Raw genomic sequence first — 18,952 nt, 5'->3', positions numbered from 1 at the left:
TGAATCAAGGCTTAAGCACCAAAATACAATCTGAAATGCTTAAAAATCGGCAACTAAGAGGCTTGCCAATGAGTGTTACCAGTCAGAGCGCCGAGGATTTACCAGCAGCCATTAATTACATTAAGAGTCAGCTTAAGGGCTTACTAGGCATATACGTGGCTAGTCTTGATGGATTCCTAGTTAGCTACAATGGTGCAGGTGACCCGGATCGATGGGCTGCGTTAACCGCGACCTTGGCGGCATTGAGTATTACGTATGTTAAGGAGATGAGTAATTTAACCATGAATAATCATAATCACGTGTACACTATAATACGATCAGATAAGGGATTCATATTAAACGTTAAGTTAAGTGACTATGCCTTAACCATTGTGGATAATGAACCCAGTGAGGAGGGGAAGGCAATAAAGGTGCTTGGTGATGCCTTAACTAGGGCGGGCTTTAAATTTAACCTACCCCCCCCCCCTTAATCCAGTGGTTTAGCCTCCACTAGGAAGAACCAACCGCTGCCGCATTGCCTCCTATCAATCACCTTAATAATCTTCACCCTACTTGGTAAAGCCTCTTCACTGGGGCATGGATGACATATGCACCATGACTTATCGAAGGAGGTTATGGAACCCTCAATAATGTACGGTAACTTAATGGGTAATATCAGGTTCTCCTCCTCTACAACCACAGGCACCATTTCATCACCATTAAGTAGGCATTTGTATGGGGACGGGTACTTAAGCGGCCTAACTTCAGTAATCCTATAAGCTCTCCCAGGCCTTAACCTACCCATACATATGCCGTAGAGCTTACACCTATAACACTCCTCAGGTATCTTAATTACTCTAAAGTTCCCTCCGACCCTTGCCTGAGGCTTACTAATCAAAGTTACAGTGACCACTGATTAGAGTAACTGCTGTTAGCTAAAAAGCTTAATAATCATGTTATTTTAACTGACGTAATGTCTGAGGAGGTTAAGCCCATTTACGCTAAGGGTTTCTTCACAATGGATCTCAACGGCACTGTTAGGCAGTACACTGTTTTCTACTACACCGACCCTAAGCACTACTACGCTAATTTAACTAAGGAGGGGTATAGGAGGGAGTTAAGCCTACTGAGGCGTAATATGCAGCGTTTCCTTGATGAGGAGGTTATTAGGATGAATGGTGTTAGGGTTAAGGCTAAGGTAATTCACGTTAACATTGGGCTATTAACAGTTAACCTACCCTTCATTGAATTCCTAATAACGTTTAAAGGATCCCTAAGGAGTGGTGTCAACACTTATGAGGATGAGTATGAGGAGGAGGTCACTGAGTATCCCTATGACATAGTGTGGTGGCTTCCTGGTAATGTTACTGAAGTATCCATGGCTGGTGAAGTTAACGTTAAGGATAATATCATTACCGTGAGGGTTAATGAGGGTGTTAAAGTTGGCGGCAGGGAGACGATAAGCTTCATCATTGATAATACTTAAATAATTTACTAGTATTATATTATCTTAAATATGGTAACGATAGCCTTATATATGACTAAGGGAGTACTAAACCATGGTCATAGCACTATACTGCACAAACTGCAGTAGGGTGGTTATGGTGTTTAGGAGACTAAGACCATATAATGAAATTTGGGAACTCCTTATCAAGAAGACTGGGGGAAGATGCCCATACTGCGGCTACAAGTTCACTAAATTAGATGTTAGACACGCCAGCTACAGTATTGGGGATAGGGTGAGTAGGGGAATGGAGATTACACTTAACGCAACCAACCTATAGGATACAATACTTATAACCCAGTACTGAACCCGCAATTATGCCCCTTTACAGGTTAAGTAATATTAAGGGGGAAGAGGTTAACGCATTAACAACCAGGAGGTACATTAATGGTGAAAGAATGACCCTTGCACAATTCATGTTTAAGAAAGGCGCCAAGGTTAAGAGGCATGCACACATTAATGAGCAATTCTCAATAATATTAACAGGCAGGTTAAGGTTTAGGATAAATAATGAGGAGTACATTGCTGAAGCCGGAGACGTGGTTCACGTACCCTCAAATATGGAGCATGAGGTTGAGGCACTGGAGGATTCAATAGTAGTGGATGTATACAGTCCAATTAGGGAGGATTGGCTTAAGGGGGAGGATAAATACTTAAGGTGAAGTTTAGTCTTTACGCGAATCCCAAGGGAAGTCAATAATCTTAGCATATTATACTATAGCCCAATTAGTGGAGATGCATTACCTCTAATACTATACTTAAATAGTTCTAAATCATGAACAAAATTTACCTTTCGATTAATCAACACCCTTAATTTCTTTCTTAACTGCTGCATGAATATAATATTAAAGATTTAATATGATAGATAAAATTTATTAAGAACCCGAGGTATCACTAGTATATGTTTAGTAACCCAAGTATACAAGGGGATAGTTCAGCATCCTTAGGCCGTGTCCTTAGTGAGGTTGGTAATGTGTTTGGGCATGTGTATAGGAGTATTTTGTCTTCTCCTAGTGGTGTGTTCATATTCTTCATCGCCCTACCCAATAAATCTGGTGCTTTGGCTAGGTTGGCTGCTGCTTTGGCTGAATTGGGTTTGAATCTAACATTAGCCTACTTATACACTATTAATGAGGAGTTAGCCATGGCACTACTAATCTACGAAGCCAAGGAAGGCCACTTCCAAAAAGCCATAGAAGAATTAAGAAAAGGAGGAGCAGTAGTAAGAGAAGCATACGAAGTAAAGGTTACAGAGAGACACTAGGTGATTTTTAATACGTGTTTAAAGGTTTTTAAATAAAGCATGAATAGGGGATTGTGCCCACGTACTACATTGAGACTTATGGTTGCTGGCTGAATAAGGCTGATTCAGCATTAATGGAGGAGGATTTAAGGAGAATGGGTTACGTTAAGGTTAATGATCCTGCTCAAGCAGACTTAATACTAGTTAATACATGTGCTGTTAGGGAGGATTCAGAGATTAGGGAACTTAAGGCTATTGAGAAGTACTCTAGGTTAGGTAAGAAGCTAATAGTGGCCGGGTGCTTAACTAAGGCAAGGCCCAGTGAAATAATGAGACTAGCCCCTGACGCATTAATAGTGAATCCAAGTTCCGTTGAAAATTTGGCCGAGTTGTTAAAGGGTGGTGTTAATTTAACTGAGAGGTTAATGGTTAGGATTCCTAAGTACTATGAATCAAGCCACGTTTACGTTGTGCCTATTCAAGTTGGTTGCCTTGGTAACTGCTCATACTGCGTTATCAAATACACTAGGGGTGGTATGGGTTGGGTTAAGAGCGCTGATTTAAGCGTGGTTAAGGAATCCATAGCCAAGGCAGTGGCAAGGGGTGCTAGGGAGATTTACTTAACTGGACAGGAGATTTCAGCGTACGGTAAGGATAAGGGTTATGACTTAGTTGACTTACTTGAGGCAGTATTGAGGGATGTTGAGGGAAGGTACTTGATTAGGTTAGGTATGCTTGAGCCACTGGAGCTTGAGGGGATGATACATAGGTTAATTGATGTAATTAAGAATGACTGGAGAATCTACAGGTTCTTCCACATACCTGTGCAAAGCGGTAGTGATAAGGTGCTTAGATTAATGAAGCGTAAGTACACTGTGGATTTGTTTAAACGGGAAGTGGAGTTAATTAGGAGGAGCTTCCGTAACTCATTCATAGCCACAGACATCATAGTTGGCCACCCTGGGGAGGATGATTCTGATTTCCAGGAGAGCGTTAGGTTGATTAGGGAACTAGGTATTGATAAGGTTCATGTCGCCAGATATAGCCCAAGACCATTCACTGAGGCTGCTTACATGCGTCAAGTACCTGATCAGGTTAAGAAGCAGAGGAGCAGCATGTTAAGTAAGGTGGCCCTTGAGGTGGCGTATTCCAGGAACCTTGAGTACGTTGGCGGCACCTACGAGGGGTTAATTAGCTCAATTGGGTTTAAGGGTAGGGGACTTATGGCTAGGTTAATGGACTATAGGCCAGTTATCATTAATGAGGGTGACTTAGGCTCATTCGTGAAAATTAAGGTAACTGGGGCCTCATCAATAAACTTAATCGGCAAAATAATTGAATGAAACCAATACCGGTTTCTTAACTAATCCATCACATTAATTAACCCTTAATGAGAAGCATGATTTCTTACTAGTAAAACTTAATAAGTATACTTAATGATAATGAATCATGGTAGGTAAGCTAACCTTACTCACGTTACTTGCACTGGCGTTAATAGTGCTGAGCTTACTTAACCTGTATAATGCATCATCAATAAGCTTAATTGAGCTTTACTCCAAGAGGGCTGTAGCCACCTTTAATGCCCTCCAAGACCACTACTACGTGAATTCCCTAAATCTATATAAAGGCTCCACCTGTGGGGATTATAGTTGCCTTTGGACTTACTCACAGATTTTATCAGCATTAGTTTACTTATCCCTAACACCTGGTTTAGGTAACTTCACGAATCTATTTAATCAATACTACTTAGGTTTAAGTCATTACTCTAATCCACTTAACCCATCATCAGGGTATGAGTCCGCTGTAACACCACCCATTGGTCCAGGTGGTGACACTTATTATGATGATAATGAGTGGGTTACGTTAGCATTAATAAAAATGTACCTGGCGACCAATAATACTAGGTACTTGAGGAGGGCTGAGGAGTTATTCAACTTCATAATCAGTGGGTGGAGTACCAATGAGTCATTAAGGTGCCCTGGTGGAATATACTGGAGGGTTGGTGACTTATCAAGGAACACTGTATCCAATTCCCCAGCCGCTGAGGCTGCTGCTGAATTATACCTAATAACCGGTAACCCAAGTTACTTGAAGTGGGCTATTAGGATCCTTAACTGGGTTAATCAATGCTTAAGGTCACCTAGTGGACTATATTATGATCACATTAACCCAGATGGTACCATTGATGAAACAATATGGAGCTATAACCAAGGCACCACAGCCGCAGCGGCGGCATTAATATATGAAGCAACCCATAATGAGTCATACCTGGTTCTAGCTGAAGACTCCGCATACGCATCCTTAAGCTACTTTAGCCAGGGAGCCATATACTCGCAGCCGCCTGAATTCAATGCAATATACTTCAGAAGCCTTGAAAAGGTCATTGAGATAAGCCGTAATAACACGCTCTCTAAAATGTACTGGAACCTACTCTTAACGTATGTTAATGATACGTGGATAACCTATAGGGATCCTGAAACTGGATTAATAACAATGGGTCAACCATTGAATTCAGTGAATCCTGATGATGCGGAAATATGGACTGCTGCAATGGTGCAGTTATACGCTATAATAGCTGGTTCACGGCAACCAATTGCATTTAAGGCACCTAGCATTAAACCAGGCACTGGACTTGTGCAGGTGCAATGGCCTATAATCATTATAATCGTTATCGTATTAATAATTGTAATCACATATATTGCCTTGAGAATCAGAGAGAAGAGTTAACTAGCCTCAACGCTTAGGTTTTGAGGAGTAAGGGTCATAATTATGGGATACTGCTTAAAAGCTGATAATAAGCGTAAATGCAATGATATTAATTAAGCTGGGTGGATCAGCATTCAGTAATAAGGCTAAGCCATTATCATTCCATGAGGAACCGGTGCGAAACCTAGCATTATTAATTAAGCAACACGGCATTACACCTGTATTAATACATGGAGGTGGATCCTTCGCCCACCCTGTGGCTAAGGCTTATGGGTTGGATAAGGGGATTAGGGATGATGCGCAATTAATCGGTGTATCATTAACGTCATTAACATTAAGCCTACTTAATGAGAGGATAACATCAATATTCTCCAAGCTGGGGTTACCCACCTACACGATAAGAACTGGGGCGGTGTTCATGAGGACATTAAGTGGACTTAAGTTAAGTGGTGACGTAGTAGACTTAGTGAGGAGACTAGTGGGAATGAGGATTATCCCAGTCTTCTACGGTGACGTGATTCATGATTATGAATTAGGCTTCAGTATACTGAGTGGTGATGAGATAATGGTTGAGTTAGCTAAGCGGCTTAAGCCAAGGTACGCATTATTCCTAATGGATGTTGAGGGAGTTTACAGCGAGGGACCTAGGAGGGGTGAGTTAATTAGGGTGTTTAAGCCAAGCACCAGCATATCATACAGTAGTAGTGGAGTTGATGCCACTGGGGGGTTAATGGGTAAGCTTAAGCATGCCATTGAATTAGCTGAGATGAGTGTTCAAACATACTTATGCTCAGTAATGGACCAGGAATCCATAAGCCTAATCCTCACCGGTGGGGAACCCAGGGGATGCACTAGAATTGAGGCTACGTAAACTATTCAACGTTAAGCCTAGTATTAGGTATAAGTACAAGCTTTTAAACTGATTAAAGTAGCGCTTAAGCCGTGGAGAAGGGGGAGGTTATTGAGGATTTAAGTAAAATAATGGAGGAGAGGGGGTTTACCCTAAGTAGGCTTAATGATGAGGCGTACATTGCTAAGTCTGGTTCATTAAGTATGCTTATTTGGTTGCCTAATGAGGATTACCTACTCATAGATGACCCTGTTAAGTTTGTTGAGGAGATGGGGTTGAGTAAGGTTGATGGCATTATAATTGTTTCATACAGGGCCTTTTACCTAGCTGATGAAGTCAGTAAGCTCATTGATACTGTTAGGGTTTGGAATGGAATACACCTTAACGTTAAGGTTTACGCAGTGGATATTTACAGGCTTGGGGAGAGACTTGAGGAGACCCTTAACCTAGCCTTAACAACATTCTCCTCAAAGGTATCAAGCATTAATGAACCTGATGGACCGTGCCCGCAATGCGGGTCCCAAATGTTCATCAAGTATAGGCATGCACACAAGTCACTAATATATGAGGAACCAGTGATCGAGGAGATACTGGTCTGCGAGAAGTGCATGATTAAGATACATAGGGTTAAGGCTCAATGATTTAAGAGAATTAATTTACGCCTTATGAAGTAATTTTACTAGCCTCATGTTAAATAAGCCACAGTCCTAGTACTTAACCATGTGGTAATTGTTAATAACCCTCACTGATGCAGTAAACTTAATGGCAATGTTCGCCGTAATCCTTGCGGGTGGATTTGGGAAGAGGCTTAGACCACTTACTGATGATAGACCCAAGCCCCTTGTTGAGGTTGCTGGTAGGCCAATACTGGCATGGCAGATAGATTGGTTAAGGGAACAGGGGGTTACTGATATTATTTTAGCCGTCGGTTACCTGGGTGGTAAGATATTTGACTACATTGGGGATGGTTCACAATTCGGTGTTAGGGTTTACTACAGTGTTGAAAGGGAACCGCTTGGAACCGGTGGCGCTGTTAGGAATGCGTTAAAGTACATTAATGATGATGGCTTCATTGTTGTTAACGGTGATGTAATAACCAACTTAAGGATAGGTAAACTCATGGATTCCCTTCAAAGGGGTGTTATTGGGGCCATTGCATTAACACCACTTAAGAGCCCATACGGTATAGTTCAGGTTGATGAGGATGGCTTCATATTAAACTTCCAGGAGAAACCCCAGTTACCTTACTTAATTAATGCAGGTGTGTACGCTTTAAGAACGTCAATAAGGGATTACTTACCGGAGAAGGGTGATATTGAGGTTTACACATTCCCTAGGTTGGCTAAGGATAAGAAACTCATAGGTATTACGTACAATGACGTCTACTGGAAGTCCATAGATACCCTTAAGGATCTTGAGGAGGCTGATAAGGCGATTAACGAGCAAGGTGTCTTTAATAATAAGGTTAAGGGTTAATCACCGCAGTGATTCGGTAAGGGATTAAAAGCGATTATTGGTGAATTAATGTGCCTAATGTTGAGGATATTGTTAAGGAGGCCCTTAGGATCGTTACCCCCAGTCAGAGTGAGGTTAAGGTAATTAACGATACTGCCTCAGAGGTAATGCATATACTTGAGGGGATGCTGCATAAATTAGGCCTTGAGGCTGAGGTTACTTTACAGGGTTCTATTGCCCACGGTACTTGGCTACCTGGGGATAGGGATATTGATGTTTTCTTAATTTTCCCACACAATGAGAAGTACATTAACCTTGTTAAGTCAGGGGAATTGGTGAGGAGCCTAGCCGCGGCGATTTCAGAAATGGGTATAAGCTGGGTCATGAATTACGCTCAACACCCCTACTTAACGTTAACCTACAATGGCTTTAACATTGACGTAGTTCCATGCATTAGGATTAGGCCTGGTGAAAAACCAGTAACAGCCGCTGATAGAACCCCCCTCCACACACTTTACTTAAGGGGTAGGTTAAGTGGCCTTGAGGATGATGTTAGGTTACTTAAGTTAATGATGAAGAGGATTAACGTCTATGGCGCCGAGGTTAAGGTTCAAGGCTTCAGCGGTTACTTGACTGAATTAATCACGTTAGCCTACGGGGGCTTCATAAATACTCTTAAGGCAGCCTCAAGGTGGATCCCATTCAAGGTTAAGATAATTCTTGAACCATCAAAGCAAGTTAACTTTAATGCACCATTAGTTGTCATTGATCCAGTTGACCCAGGTAGGAATGCTGCTGCAGCCGTCTCCCTAGACTCAATGGCGATCTTCATAGCAGCATCCAGGCGTTTCCTTAAGAAACCAAGCATGGTTTTCTTCACCAACAGTGCTCAATCACCCTCAGAATCATTAACACTAACCACACCAACATTAATCCTGTATGGTGAGTACCCTAAGGGTTACGTGGAGGATATTATTTGGGGTCAATTAAGGAGGATTGCATCAACAATATGGAGTACTGTGAGTAGCAGTGGCTTTAAACCAATTGACATAGGCCTCTATACGCCGCAGGACAATTACATTGTAGTAATGCTTACTGTTGAGGAACCTGAGTTACCTGAGTATGAAATACACATGGGTCCCCCTGTTTGGACTGATGAGGCTGAGGCATTCATTGAGAAGTACCTTAACGCCAGTAATGTGGTTGGCCCATTCATAAGGAATGGAAGGTGGTTTGTGATTAGGCCTAGAAGGATTAAGAGTATTAAGGAAGCCGTGGCCAAGAGTCTTAAGACTGTTAGAGGCAGTGTTGTTAAGGATTCCCTACTTAAGGGTCGTGTAGTTTTACTACGTGATGCTAGTCAAGTTAATGAGCTACCAGTGGAGTTAAGGGGCATTGCGTTAACCTTCATGGGTAAGAGGCCTCACTGGCTTACCTAACAACTACCCTTAATGCGTCTCGGGCAAAATAATTAAAAGTACAAAGCCTGAATTTGCCTAAATGGCTAAAGTCTACGTGGGGCCGGCTGGAGTACCAATGGGTTTAAAGGGTAAGAGGAGTACATTGGATGGGATTAAGTATGTTAAAGATATTGGGTTAAACGCCATGGAGGTTGAGTTCGTTAGGGGAGTTAGAATGAGTATCACTGACGCTGAGAATGCTGGGAAATTGGCTAGGGAAATTGGGGTTAGGTTATCGATTCACGCACCATACTTCATAAACCTATGCAGTGATAAGGATAGTACCGTTGAGGCAAGCATTAAGAGGCTGATGGAATCCCTGGAGAGGGGGGAGGCTATGGGGGCTACGGTAGTGGTCTTCCACCCAGCCTACTACGGTAAATTAGGCCCTGAGGGATGCTATAATGCAGTGAGGGAATCCGTAATGAGGGTAATTGAATTAATGGGTAAGGAGGGGATTAGCCACGTTAAACTTGGCTTAGAGGTAATGGCTAGGAGGAGCCAATTCGGTGGACTTGAGGAGACTTTTAAGCTTGTTAAGGAGATCAATAACCCTCAAGTGGTGGCTGTGGTGGATTGGGGACACATATATGCTAGGAATGGGGGAAGTATAGATTATAAGGCTATATTAAACATGTGGAGGGAGTACTTCGGTAATCAACCAATGCACACCCACTTCACCGCCGTTAAGTATAGGAGGGGGGAGTGGGTTGATGAACATGAACCAATAGACACTAATAACCCACCCTTTGAACCTTTAGCCCAGGAATTGGCTAAGGAGGATTTGGATATAACAATAATATGTGAATCACCCCTACTGGAGCAGGATGCATTAAAAATGAGGGATATGCTACTTAAGTACGGCAACACCATGGCTTAGGTAATTAACCTAGGCTTAATAGGATGAGTAACGAGGACTCACGCTTAATGAAGCTGCCTAGTCATATTGATTAACCTACGGTTAACCTTAAATAGGCTTAGGTAGATTAATGAAGCCACTAGGGCTGGGGATGATAAGGATTGCCATAGTAGGATCGGGTTATTAATCATATACTGCATAGCCTCACTGGACATTACTGAACCCATGGTTCTACCAATGTTGGATGCTAAACCGAAGACACCCATGTACTGGCCCCTCTTATCGCTTTCAGCCATATTCATGGCTATTGCCTGAACTATGGGTGAGACAATGATTTCACCCGTGGTTACCAGTGCCATGTCCAGTAATGCCTCATAGATGTTACTTACCATGAATATTACACCATATGAAATATAGTAGATTAATGAACCGTAAACAAGCCAATACCTAATATCCCTCCTTGATATGAAGCCACCGACCCTATCCTGTAGGGCAACAACCATGAATCCGTTAAGAGCGTATACAAGCCCTATGTCTGAGATCTCAATATGCTTCACAACGTTATAGTATGTTGTTAAGGCGAAGCCAAGTAACCCCATTGTTGAGAAGAGGAGTATTGTTGGTATTAGGAATAGGGCAAATGGGGCATTAACCCTAATTAACCTAAACGATACCACCTTCCTCTCTAATCCCCTTAGCATTAATATTAATGGTGTTGAGGCTAATGCAATTAATGCCGTTATTAAGAACACGTAACTATAACCCAAGTAATACATTACGTAACCACTTATTAATGGACCAATGGCCCAACCAGCATTAGCCCCCACCCTAATCCTGGAGTAGGCCCTAATTAAATTACCTAACCCTCTCTCAAGGTCACCTACAATGGTTGAACTAGCCACAGCAAACATACTGTTGAATAATGACTGAGCCAACAGTAATACCATCACTATCATGGTATTAAACCTAATTAGGAGGTAAGTTAATATGAGAACCATACTTGACCCAATGTTACCAATAAGCATTAATTTAACCCTACCCATGATATCTGTTAAAACACCACCAATTACCTGTGAAACAATGTTAACCAGCATCTGAGCACTATAGTAAATGCCGATTAACCAGAATGGTAAACCCAACTTATACAATATTAAGCCTATGTACGGCCAGATGAGGGAGAAACCAAGCGTCCTCATCCCATTAAGTAGCGCAATCTTATTTATTGTTGAACTCATTTCACTTCACTGAACTTAACAATATTTAAAATATTTAACGTGAGCTTTACTTGGGAATAAACTAAGTTACGCCTCATCCCTTAGTTTAATGCATTTAAAGGCTCATAAACCCTTTTAACCAATGATAGTCAGCTTAAGTGTTGAGGAGGAGGGTGGTGTCTCAGCTACGATTAACCTAATGCCGGTAACCTTAATTACTGGAGCCCCTGGTTCAGGTAAATCTAGGTTAATTAACATACTTTGGAACACATTCTCCAACATGGGTGTTAACGCTAAGTCTAAGATTAATTGGCTTGGTAAAGTCAGCATAATGGTTAGGGTTAGAATTAATGATGAATCAGCCGGCAAGGTGACTGGGCTTGAGTTGAAGGATCCTGAAGCCCACTTGGAGTATGTAATTGAGTACAACGGTAAGTCACTTAGGCAGATTATTAAGACCAGTGATAAGGCTTTACTTGTTCTTGAGGCTGATGACTCAAGGTCAATGATAACCCACCCCATTGAAGCCCCTGTGGCTGATGCATGGAGCCTTATCAGTGAAGATGCCTTAAGGGTACCTGAGGGGGAGGCATCAGTATTAATAAGTAGTAATGAGGATGCCTTGGAGTCCTCAAGGGTATTAATGGGTTTAATTAGGGGTGAGTTAATGAATCATAGGGTTCATATGCTAGGCCCCTACTTTGAGTATGATGGTAAGGAGCAGTCCTTAAGCCATGTTGATAACATTGGTAGGAATGGGGATGGGGTTATTAGGGCCTTGGCTGAGATTTTCATGAACCCCAGGTTTGATAGTGATGTTGGATTACTTAGGAAGGCTATGGCTAAGCTTGGTTACAGATCCCTTAGGGTTGGTTTATTTAATGGTAATGTAGCCTTAGGCTTCAGGGATAGTAAAGGTAACTACAGGATTGGGGCACCGTTACCATGTCACCTTAGGACTATTCTGGCTGTTTCAACCCAGGTGATGCTCATGAATAGAGGTGATATACTCCTGGTGGATAATTTAGATTACTGCATGAGTAATGAAACATGGGACGTCTTAATGAGTCTACTGGCTGAGTTAGCTAAGGATAAGTACATTATTGCTGAGGTTCATAATTATGAATTAGTGAGACGCATTAACTTAAGTAATGTAGTGTATTCTGTAGTATCGACTTAATGGGGAATAATTAAGCAACTAGGTATTTTCCCTCACAGCTAAGACTAGGTAATTAACCCTACGCCCAATGTGTACTTCATCCGTAAGCATAATCCTTAAGTTAACCGACACCTCGCTATCCAATTCACCCTTAGTGAATAAGTGGTAGTACCTGTTGACAGGTTCCTTAAGGCCCCATGACCACTTAATAACCTTATCACAGTCGGCATTACCGCAACCCCATACTGTAGCCAGGAATACTCCACCATTCTTCAATACCCTCCTAGCCTCGGCATACGCTGAATCCCTATCACTTCTGCTTAAGTGGTGAAGCATGGCTATGGTTATGTAAAGGTCTACTGACGAGGATCTAAGGGGCAGTAGCCTGGCGTCACAGTTAATGTACTCGACTTCACCCCCTAACTCATCATGGAGGTTCTTAACCATGTTATATGCCACGTCGCAGGCCACGTAGAGTCTATGCTGAATCACTGAGACTGCATAACGTGTGTTGGAACTATTTCCGCAGCCAACATCAATAACCACCCCATATTGCCTAACAGGTAACTTATTGAAAACTGAGACCCATGGACTCCTCCTTGATTCCCCATAAACCTCAGCTATCCTCTCGTAGGCTTCCTTTACTTCCCTCATTAAGCCATTCATAGTTACTTAAATTAATCACCCTACTGTATTTTAAAACGTTAATCACGTTCATTAATATTAAACCAGCCACTATGTGCTTGCATACTTTACCATTAATCATATTGCGTTCACAAGTGCACTTAGCCCCATACCTACCCACCGTGGTGTAGTAGTATTCATTCCTCCTACTGTCTGAGGAGAACCTTAACCTAACTCCAATAACCTCCTCACCATTATCGAAAACCCTTATTATCTCAGCCCTAGTTGGCTTATCGGTTTCATGCTCCAATTGAAACTCCCTCGACTTAATGTTGTCTGAAAGCCAGTAGTACACGTCAATAACCCAGTTTAAGCTAACGCCTAACCTATTGGAAAGCTCAAGTAGAAATGCCCTCATTTTCTTAGCATAATCCTCACTGGCGTTAATCTCCACCACTGGTCACCTATCCTTTGGGGAATTATTAATACTTTTAGCGTTCTCCCTCCTAGCCATGGCCTTAACGGAGTACATTAGATACTTCTTATATAGTTTCCTAGCTAAAGCCTTCTCCATGGGTTTACCCACGTTATCAGTCCTAACCTCATTAATAGCCTCCTCAGCATCAACAATCACATATATGCCGCATTCACTGCATCCAACCACTATTGCATCACCCTCACTAAACATTACTAACCTACCCCCACAGTAGGGGCACCTGTACCTAAGTAGTACCACGACCCTGTACTCACTGCTTTTTTAAAAGACTTATATGTAAAAATAAGGTATCAGTGGTTGCTTAATTCACTTTCTAAACAATCCTCAATACTGCATGGCATGGCGTTAACATTCACCAGCCTAGGTAGGTAAAATATAGCCTTAGACGACGGCGTTGCCACACTCCTAATACCTAACCCCTGAAGTATAGGTGACACCATGGGGCAGGTATCGGTGATTAAGTATACGTTAGCCTCCTTAAGCTTATTAATTAATTCAGGGCTTAGGGTGCTTTTAATGAACCTTGAGGTTGACACTATGAGGGGTTTCGCCAACCTCCTGTAACCATGCTTCTCAAGAACCTTAACAATGCTCATTACCTCCTCTAGGCTTGCGTGGGGGCATCCTATGAATAATGCATCGTATTCAATGGGCTGTTCATACCTTAACTCAGCATCATCAATGGTTATTGAATCGGGTTTATCAACCATGCTTAAGTACCTACGCCAATTAGGGTTAATACCCTTAATCACGGCCAGTGGGGTTGGGGAGTAGGTTGCGTAGCTGGCTAGGAATGACTTAAGTAACTGCTTATCCCAATTATCGTAATCAATAAACGGTACTTCACCCTTCAACTTACCTGCAGTAATCCTTCCAAGTAACCCAGCCTTAACTGGGGTGAGCCTTGCATTAACCTTAACAATAACCTTAGGTACCCTATTCTCCTCAACGTAGAGCCCAAACCTAGGTACCTTACCTGCTATGGCAATCATTATGGTGAATGGCCCAGGAAGCTTCTCAGTGTAGGCGTCATTAACTGAGTTAATGTAGGCTATAGCATTGGATTCACCCCATGCATGTATTGAACCGGGTTGAGGCCTAATGAATTCATATGGGGTGCAGGTTAACCAAAGGCTAGCACCCATTCTTCTCAAGTAATCAATAATCTCCATTTGCCTCCTAATAAAGGCCTCATTAACAGGTAGATTCAGGTTACCGTACTCAACCCCAGCAGGGTTAACTGTTGTGAAGACTCTGAACCTGGCTCCACTACTTGAAATATCCCTAAGGAACTCTAAGCCAGCGTCACCAATAGTTAAGTAGCTAACACCACTAACGTGCACTGTGTCAACGTCAAGCAGCCTATCAGCCTTAACAGCCTCACCAACCTTAATAACGGTCTCCAGGGCCTTAGCCAAGTACCCACCCTCCTTTAGTAGCCTCTCATCCTCACTACTAACATGCACTTCACTGAATCAATTAAGCCTCTTTAAAAATCCTCACCCACTGGTCATTCCAGGCTGTGAATCCTGGGTTTACACTTAAAAACCAAGCCACCTAAACCCCATAGGTGGTCACTATTTGGGTAAGTCACTAAGCCAGTATAGGGTAGACCTACCTCCAGATGAAATCCCAGATCACTGGTACAATATACTCGCTGATCTTCCTGAACCACTCCCACCGCCTCAGGATCCTGATAATGGGAGGAGACTTGAATTGCTTAAGAAAGTCATACCCTCTGAGCCCCTAGGCTTCGAATTCTCCACGGAAAGATTCATTAAAATACCTGATGAGGTGCGTGAAAGGTATATCCAGGTTGGTAGACCAACACCATTGATTAGGGCTAGGAGGTTTGAGGAGTACTTGGATGCCCCAGTTAAAATATACCTTAAAATGGAGGGTTATACTTACACGGGGAGTCATAAGATTAACTCAGCCTTAGCCTGGGTCTACTATGCGCTTAAGGATGGTGCGAGATTAGTCACCACTGAGACTGGGGCTGGGCAATGGGGTGCTGCGGTTGCCTTGGCTTCAGCCTTATTTAAGGTTAAGGCACACATATTCATGGTTAAGGCAAGCTACAACGCCAAGCCGCTTAGGAGGTTCCAAATGCAGATGTATGGAGCCGACGTTCATGCAAGCCCCAGTGAATTAACGGAATTCGGAAGGAGGCTACTGAAGGAGAATCCCAATCACCCAGGTAGCCTAGGTGTAGCCATAACCGAGGCCGCGGAGTACGCGCTTAATAATGGTGGTAAGTACGTTGTCGGCAGTGTTATAAACACTGACATATTATTTAAGACTGTTGCTGGACTTGAGGCTAAGAGGCAGCTTGAGTTAATAGGCGAGGACCCTGATGTAATGATAGGGGTAGTGGGTGGTGGTAGTAATTGGGGTGGGGCCTTTTACCCATTCATGGGTGATGAACTCAGAAGCGGGAGGGTTAGACGGAGGTATATCGCCGTAGGCGCCTCTGAGGTGCCTAAGGTTACTAAAGGCGTCTACAAGTATGATGACCCAGACACAGGTAGGGTTCTACCACAGTTGAAGATGTACACAATAGGCTCAGACTTCATTCCACCACCCATTTACGCAGGGGGGTTGCGTTATCATGCAGTTGCCCCAACCTTATCATACTTAATGAGCAAGGGTTACGTGGAGGGGAGGGATTATGACCAGGACACCGTGTTTAAGATGGCTCAAGTATTCGCACAGGTTGAAGGCTACATACCCGCACCAGAGACTGCGCATACTCTACCAGTAATTAAGGAGATTGCTGATGAAGCCAAGAGAACTGGTGAAAGAAAAGTCATATTAGTTAGCTTCAGTGGCCATGGCCTGCTTGACTTAGGTAACTTCGCTGATGTATTAGGGTTTGGAAAGGCATAACAATGAAGGTAAACCTTAGTAATAAACCGTTCTTAAACTAATTTAATGCTTCACTTTGTAATATTCATTAAGTTTGTGGCTAATTTAGTGAAGTCTAAGGAACGCTTGAATAACATTATTGTGAAATAAAGTGCAGGCGGTAAAGGTTTATGGGTACTTAACGAAATGTTTAAAAGGCCTATAAGGCAGTACCCTTGACGCACCGCCCGCGTGGAACGCCGCAGATCCCGGGTTCAAATCCCGGCGGCCGCATCACTTTTCCTTCTCCCGTCACCTAAACCACCGGTTCATACTAGGATGCTTAATGTTAGGTTAAGTTTCTATAATGGTAACGCTAATTAAGCATTATTAGAGGGGATGCTACTATGGGTTTAGTATGCCTATTATACAATTGAATGTGTATAGGCTAATGAGGAGGATTAGGAGAGTGTTGAGAAGCCTAGTAGTTTACGTAATATTAATGTTTATGGCTGTGTTGTTCATAGGTGCATTAGGCATTTATCTGGTTGAGCATGGTCATAACCCTGGTATTAGGAACTTTTTCGATGCCATTTGGTTCGTCATGGAGACTATAACCACCGTGGGTTACGGGGATATTGTTCCTCAAACCACTGTGGGTAGGGTTTTGGATATGGTTATAATGCCAATTGGTATAGCGGTAATAAGCATATTAACAGCATCAATAGCCACCTTATTAACTGAGAGGGCTATGGAGAAGATGGGTGGTATGAAGTCAAGCAGTAAGGGTAATCATGTGGTTATTCTGGGTGAGCCTGAGAGGGCTATCAACTTAATTAAGGCTTTGATTAAATTAATGGATGAGTCAGGTAAATTCATTGATATAGTTTACGTAAGTGAATTTGAAAAACCACCTAACTTACCTAAGGATGTTGAATTCATTAAGGGTAACCCAACGCTTAAGGATACTTTAATTAGGGCTAATGTTGATAAGGCATCATCACTAATAATCCTACCCCAGGGGGATTCTGCTTCAGCGGATGCTAGGACACTTATGGAGGTTGTGGTGGCTAGGAGCATTAACCCAAGCCTCTACATAGTGGCTGAGCTCCTCAATGAGGGTAATGCGGAGTATGTACTTAAGGCTGGAGCCGATGAAGCAATAGCCGTGGGGTCATTAACAACAATAGCTATGGCGAATGAAATCATTTATAGGGGATCATTAAAGGCAATAATGAGGCTACTTAGAGGTAACAGTGAAATCTTAGTTATTAACTCAAGCAAGTACACTGGGTTGAGTTTCAAGGATGCCCTCATTAGGGTGAGGGAAGATGAGTCGGGAATACTCATTGGTGTTCTCAGAAATAATGAGGTGTTAATAAGCCCAAGTGATGAACTAATTATTAAACCAGGTGATGAATTAATAATAATTAAATCAATGAACATTAAGTAGATGCAGCAGCCTAACCTTAATTAAGTGTATACCTGGGGAGTTAATGGAAATATAAATATTGAGGGTAAACCTTAAAACTCACTAAGTTGCATTGAAGGTATGAGGATCAAGTACCTCATATTAATTATTGTAGTAATCATTATTGCATCAGTCTCCCTCATAATGATCAACGTTAAGCATACTCAACTAGCAAGAGGCAGGATCTTCATTTGGATTGAACCGTGGATACCTAACACAACCATACCTAAATGGGCCTTAGCCGGCATTGTTACTGTTTACTACTGCAGTGGTAATGTAATGTGTCTTGAGACTCTTAATAACTCACTGGCGTTAGTTAAGTATTACCTTGGTGTTAATCATCAAGTATTCATTGCACTATACCCAACATATTGGACTTATAGGGGAGGATTAAATAACCCAGTTTACTTCAATTACAGTGACTTAACATACATAGTGAATTACCTGAAGACCATTGACCCAAGCGGTAAGGGGCTCTACGTTGGTTTCAGTGAACAATGGGGATGCCTGTATAATAAGCAATGCTTCAATACGCTTGCCCAAACATATAGGTGGCTTGAGGCTCAATTACCCGAGGCTCAATTCTACTACTACGACTGCTGCGTGGACCCAGTGTTAATGATTAACTTCGCTAAGGAGGCTAATATAACGATACTGGGATATGACATATACTCTTATGTTCATGTCGCTAAATACTCAATAATCGTTAATCCATCCCTCATGAATAACATTAAAACCATTAAGGATGCTGGATTCAAGCTAATTATTGGTGAAATTGGGTTCAGGGTATGTGACGCCAACGCCTGGTATAGTGCCTCACAAGCTAATCCAGGCATCCCCATTAACTGGAATTGCACTGCACCGGCAGTATATTTAGCAGAGGTCTTAAACCAAGTGAGCGGGTTAAAGCCGGTGTACATAGGTATATGGGTTTGGAATGACTGCTGCGGATTCGGTATAGATCAAAATCCATTAATGGTAAGCGTGCTGAGAAACTATACTAAAGGCATAGCATATTATCCATCGCACAGTTAATAAACGTGGATGATCACCGTGATTCATGGCAAATGCATTAATGATAACCA

General features: G+C 42.3%; 22 protein-coding genes. 16 read left to right on the top strand and 6 right to left on the bottom strand.

Annotated elements, in window-relative coordinates; all coding sequences use genetic code 11:
* Window positions 1–68: 68 nt before the first annotated feature.
* Complete coding sequence (locus CMAQ_RS05155) at window positions 69–470, top strand: roadblock/LC7 domain-containing protein (RefSeq protein WP_012186059.1); 402 nt, start codon at window positions 69–71, stop codon at window positions 468–470.
* Here CMAQ_RS05155 and CMAQ_RS05150 read toward each other — a convergent pair.
* Window positions 467–892 (bottom strand): UPF0179 family protein, encoded by a 426-nt coding sequence (locus CMAQ_RS05150; protein WP_012186058.1) that lies wholly within the window; start codon window positions 890–892, stop codon window positions 467–469. The two genes, CMAQ_RS05155 and CMAQ_RS05150, sit on opposite strands and share 4 nt — an antisense overlap.
* A 60-nt stretch (window positions 893–952) precedes the next feature.
* On the opposite strand from CMAQ_RS05150, the gene CMAQ_RS05145 reads away from it, so the two are divergent.
* From CMAQ_RS05145 to CMAQ_RS05095, 11 genes are all read left to right on the top strand, one after another.
* Complete coding sequence (locus CMAQ_RS05145) at window positions 953–1,465, top strand: hypothetical protein (protein WP_012186057.1); 513 nt, start codon at window positions 953–955, stop codon at window positions 1,463–1,465.
* A 73-nt stretch (window positions 1,466–1,538) separates the two neighbouring features.
* Window positions 1,539–1,763 (top strand): hypothetical protein, encoded by a 225-nt coding sequence (locus tag CMAQ_RS05140; protein ID WP_012186056.1) that lies wholly within the window; start codon window positions 1,539–1,541, stop codon window positions 1,761–1,763.
* A 37-nt stretch (window positions 1,764–1,800) separates the two neighbouring features.
* Window positions 1,801–2,145: a cupin domain-containing protein gene (locus tag CMAQ_RS05135; protein WP_012186055.1), complete on the top strand. Its 345-nt coding sequence runs from the start codon at window positions 1,801–1,803 to the stop codon at window positions 2,143–2,145.
* A gap of 239 nt (window positions 2,146–2,384) precedes the next feature.
* Complete coding sequence (locus CMAQ_RS05130) at window positions 2,385–2,747, top strand: ACT domain-containing protein (RefSeq protein WP_012186054.1); 363 nt, start codon at window positions 2,385–2,387, stop codon at window positions 2,745–2,747.
* A 53-nt stretch (window positions 2,748–2,800) separates the two neighbouring features.
* Window positions 2,801–4,069 carry a tRNA (N(6)-L-threonylcarbamoyladenosine(37)-C(2))-methylthiotransferase gene (locus CMAQ_RS05125; RefSeq protein ID WP_012186053.1) on the top strand — a complete coding sequence of 423 codons (1,269 nt, stop codon included), beginning with the start codon at window positions 2,801–2,803 and terminating at the stop codon, window positions 4,067–4,069.
* A gap of 106 nt (window positions 4,070–4,175) precedes the next feature.
* Window positions 4,176–5,453 (top strand): glycoside hydrolase family 76 protein, encoded by a 1,278-nt coding sequence (locus tag CMAQ_RS10390; protein ID WP_012186052.1) that lies wholly within the window; start codon window positions 4,176–4,178, stop codon window positions 5,451–5,453.
* A gap of 82 nt (window positions 5,454–5,535) precedes the next feature.
* Window positions 5,536–6,303 carry an isopentenyl phosphate kinase gene (locus tag CMAQ_RS05115; RefSeq protein WP_012186051.1) on the top strand — a complete coding sequence of 256 codons (768 nt, stop codon included), beginning with the start codon at window positions 5,536–5,538 and terminating at the stop codon, window positions 6,301–6,303.
* Between the two features lie 71 nt (window positions 6,304–6,374).
* Window positions 6,375–6,923: a hypothetical protein gene (locus CMAQ_RS05110; RefSeq protein WP_012186050.1), complete on the top strand. Its 549-nt coding sequence runs from the start codon at window positions 6,375–6,377 to the stop codon at window positions 6,921–6,923.
* 127 nt (window positions 6,924–7,050) lie between these two features.
* Window positions 7,051–7,758, top strand: a complete 708-nt coding sequence (locus CMAQ_RS05105) for a nucleotidyltransferase family protein (RefSeq protein ID WP_048062960.1) — start codon at window positions 7,051–7,053, stop codon at window positions 7,756–7,758.
* 50 nt (window positions 7,759–7,808) lie between these two features.
* A complete protein-coding gene (cca, locus tag CMAQ_RS05100) occupies window positions 7,809–9,176 on the top strand; it encodes a CCA tRNA nucleotidyltransferase (RefSeq protein ID WP_012186048.1) in 1,368 nt (455 codons plus the stop codon).
* A gap of 61 nt (window positions 9,177–9,237) precedes the next feature.
* Window positions 9,238–10,077, top strand: a complete 840-nt coding sequence (locus CMAQ_RS05095; protein ID WP_012186047.1) for a TIM barrel protein — start codon at window positions 9,238–9,240, stop codon at window positions 10,075–10,077.
* Between the two features lie 44 nt (window positions 10,078–10,121).
* On the opposite strand, the gene CMAQ_RS05090 is transcribed toward CMAQ_RS05095, so the two are convergent.
* A complete protein-coding gene (locus tag CMAQ_RS05090) occupies window positions 10,122–11,291 on the bottom strand; it encodes an MFS transporter (protein WP_012186046.1) in 1,170 nt (389 codons plus the stop codon).
* A 121-nt stretch (window positions 11,292–11,412) separates the two neighbouring features.
* On the opposite strand from CMAQ_RS05090, the gene CMAQ_RS05085 reads away from it, so the two are divergent.
* Window positions 11,413–12,450 carry an ATP-binding protein gene (locus tag CMAQ_RS05085; protein ID WP_012186045.1) on the top strand — a complete coding sequence of 346 codons (1,038 nt, stop codon included), beginning with the start codon at window positions 11,413–11,415 and terminating at the stop codon, window positions 12,448–12,450.
* A gap of 18 nt (window positions 12,451–12,468) precedes the next feature.
* Here the strand turns inward: CMAQ_RS05085 and CMAQ_RS05080 are convergent, their stop codons facing one another.
* From CMAQ_RS05080 to CMAQ_RS05065, 4 genes are read right to left on the bottom strand one after another with little or no spacing between them, the layout of a single operon-like run.
* A complete protein-coding gene (locus tag CMAQ_RS05080) occupies window positions 12,469–13,083 on the bottom strand; it encodes a class I SAM-dependent methyltransferase (protein WP_012186044.1) in 615 nt (204 codons plus the stop codon).
* Window positions 13,046–13,507, bottom strand: a complete 462-nt coding sequence (locus CMAQ_RS05075; RefSeq protein ID WP_012186043.1) for a hypothetical protein — start codon at window positions 13,505–13,507, stop codon at window positions 13,046–13,048. Before CMAQ_RS05075 ends, CMAQ_RS05080 begins: the two co-directional genes overlap by 38 nt.
* A gap of 6 nt (window positions 13,508–13,513) precedes the next feature.
* Window positions 13,514–13,789 (bottom strand): hypothetical protein, encoded by a 276-nt coding sequence (locus CMAQ_RS05070; protein ID WP_012186042.1) that lies wholly within the window; start codon window positions 13,787–13,789, stop codon window positions 13,514–13,516.
* A gap of 50 nt (window positions 13,790–13,839) precedes the next feature.
* Entirely contained in the window at window positions 13,840–15,015 is a 1,176-nt protein-coding gene (locus CMAQ_RS05065) for an aconitase X catalytic domain-containing protein (protein WP_012186041.1), read from the bottom strand.
* Window positions 15,016–15,130: 115 nt separating this feature from the next.
* Here CMAQ_RS05065 and CMAQ_RS05060 point away from each other — a divergent pair, with 115 nt between their 5' ends.
* The 3 genes from CMAQ_RS05060 (at window position 15,131) to CMAQ_RS05050 (ending at window position 18,902) form a co-directional block, all read left to right on the top strand.
* The gene (locus tag CMAQ_RS05060; RefSeq protein ID WP_012186040.1) at window positions 15,131–16,438 is read left to right on the top strand and encodes a TrpB-like pyridoxal phosphate-dependent enzyme; all 1,308 of its coding nucleotides are present in this window, start codon (window positions 15,131–15,133) and stop codon (window positions 16,436–16,438) included.
* Window positions 16,439–16,814: 376 nt separating this feature from the next.
* Window positions 16,815–17,849 carry a potassium channel family protein gene (locus tag CMAQ_RS05055; protein WP_012186039.1) on the top strand — a complete coding sequence of 345 codons (1,035 nt, stop codon included), beginning with the start codon at window positions 16,815–16,817 and terminating at the stop codon, window positions 17,847–17,849.
* 99 nt (window positions 17,850–17,948) lie between these two features.
* The gene (locus tag CMAQ_RS05050; protein ID WP_012186038.1) at window positions 17,949–18,902 is read left to right on the top strand and encodes a hypothetical protein; all 954 of its coding nucleotides are present in this window, start codon (window positions 17,949–17,951) and stop codon (window positions 18,900–18,902) included.
* Window positions 18,903–18,952: the final 50 nt, after the last annotated feature.

This window comes from Caldivirga maquilingensis IC-167 (assembly GCF_000018305.1).
Lineage (GTDB): Archaea > Thermoproteota > Thermoprotei > Thermoproteales > Thermocladiaceae > Caldivirga > Caldivirga maquilingensis.
This window is presented reverse-complemented; position numbering and strand designations above follow the sequence as displayed.

Excerpts from the sequence above, each read along its gene's own strand:
- CMAQ_RS05155 (WP_012186059.1), top strand. The coding sequence starts at position 69 with ATGAGTGTTACCAGTCAGAGCGCCGAGGATTTACCAGCAGCCATTAAT.
- CMAQ_RS05145 (WP_012186057.1), top strand. The coding sequence starts at position 953 with ATGTCTGAGGAGGTTAAGCCCATTTACGCTAAGGGTTTCTTCACAATG.
- CMAQ_RS05140 (WP_012186056.1), top strand. The coding sequence starts at position 1,539 with ATGGTCATAGCACTATACTGCACAAACTGCAGTAGGGTGGTTATGGTG.
- CMAQ_RS05135 (WP_012186055.1), top strand. The coding sequence starts at position 1,801 with ATGCCCCTTTACAGGTTAAGTAATATTAAGGGGGAAGAGGTTAACGCA.
- CMAQ_RS05130 (WP_012186054.1), top strand. The coding sequence starts at position 2,385 with ATGTTTAGTAACCCAAGTATACAAGGGGATAGTTCAGCATCCTTAGGC.
- CMAQ_RS10390 (WP_012186052.1), top strand. The coding sequence starts at position 4,176 with ATGGTAGGTAAGCTAACCTTACTCACGTTACTTGCACTGGCGTTAATA.
- CMAQ_RS05115 (WP_012186051.1), top strand. The coding sequence starts at position 5,536 with ATGATATTAATTAAGCTGGGTGGATCAGCATTCAGTAATAAGGCTAAG.
- CMAQ_RS05105 (WP_048062960.1), top strand. The coding sequence starts at position 7,051 with ATGTTCGCCGTAATCCTTGCGGGTGGATTTGGGAAGAGGCTTAGACCA.
- CMAQ_RS05095 (WP_012186047.1), top strand. The coding sequence starts at position 9,238 with ATGGCTAAAGTCTACGTGGGGCCGGCTGGAGTACCAATGGGTTTAAAG.
- CMAQ_RS05090 (WP_012186046.1), bottom strand. The coding sequence starts at position 11,291 with ATGAGTTCAACAATAAATAAGATTGCGCTACTTAATGGGATGAGGACG.
- CMAQ_RS05085 (WP_012186045.1), top strand. The coding sequence starts at position 11,413 with ATGATAGTCAGCTTAAGTGTTGAGGAGGAGGGTGGTGTCTCAGCTACG.
- CMAQ_RS05080 (WP_012186044.1), bottom strand. The coding sequence starts at position 13,083 with ATGAGGGAAGTAAAGGAAGCCTACGAGAGGATAGCTGAGGTTTATGGG.
- CMAQ_RS05055 (WP_012186039.1), top strand. The coding sequence starts at position 16,815 with ATGCCTATTATACAATTGAATGTGTATAGGCTAATGAGGAGGATTAGG.
- CMAQ_RS05050 (WP_012186038.1), top strand. The coding sequence starts at position 17,949 with ATGAGGATCAAGTACCTCATATTAATTATTGTAGTAATCATTATTGCA.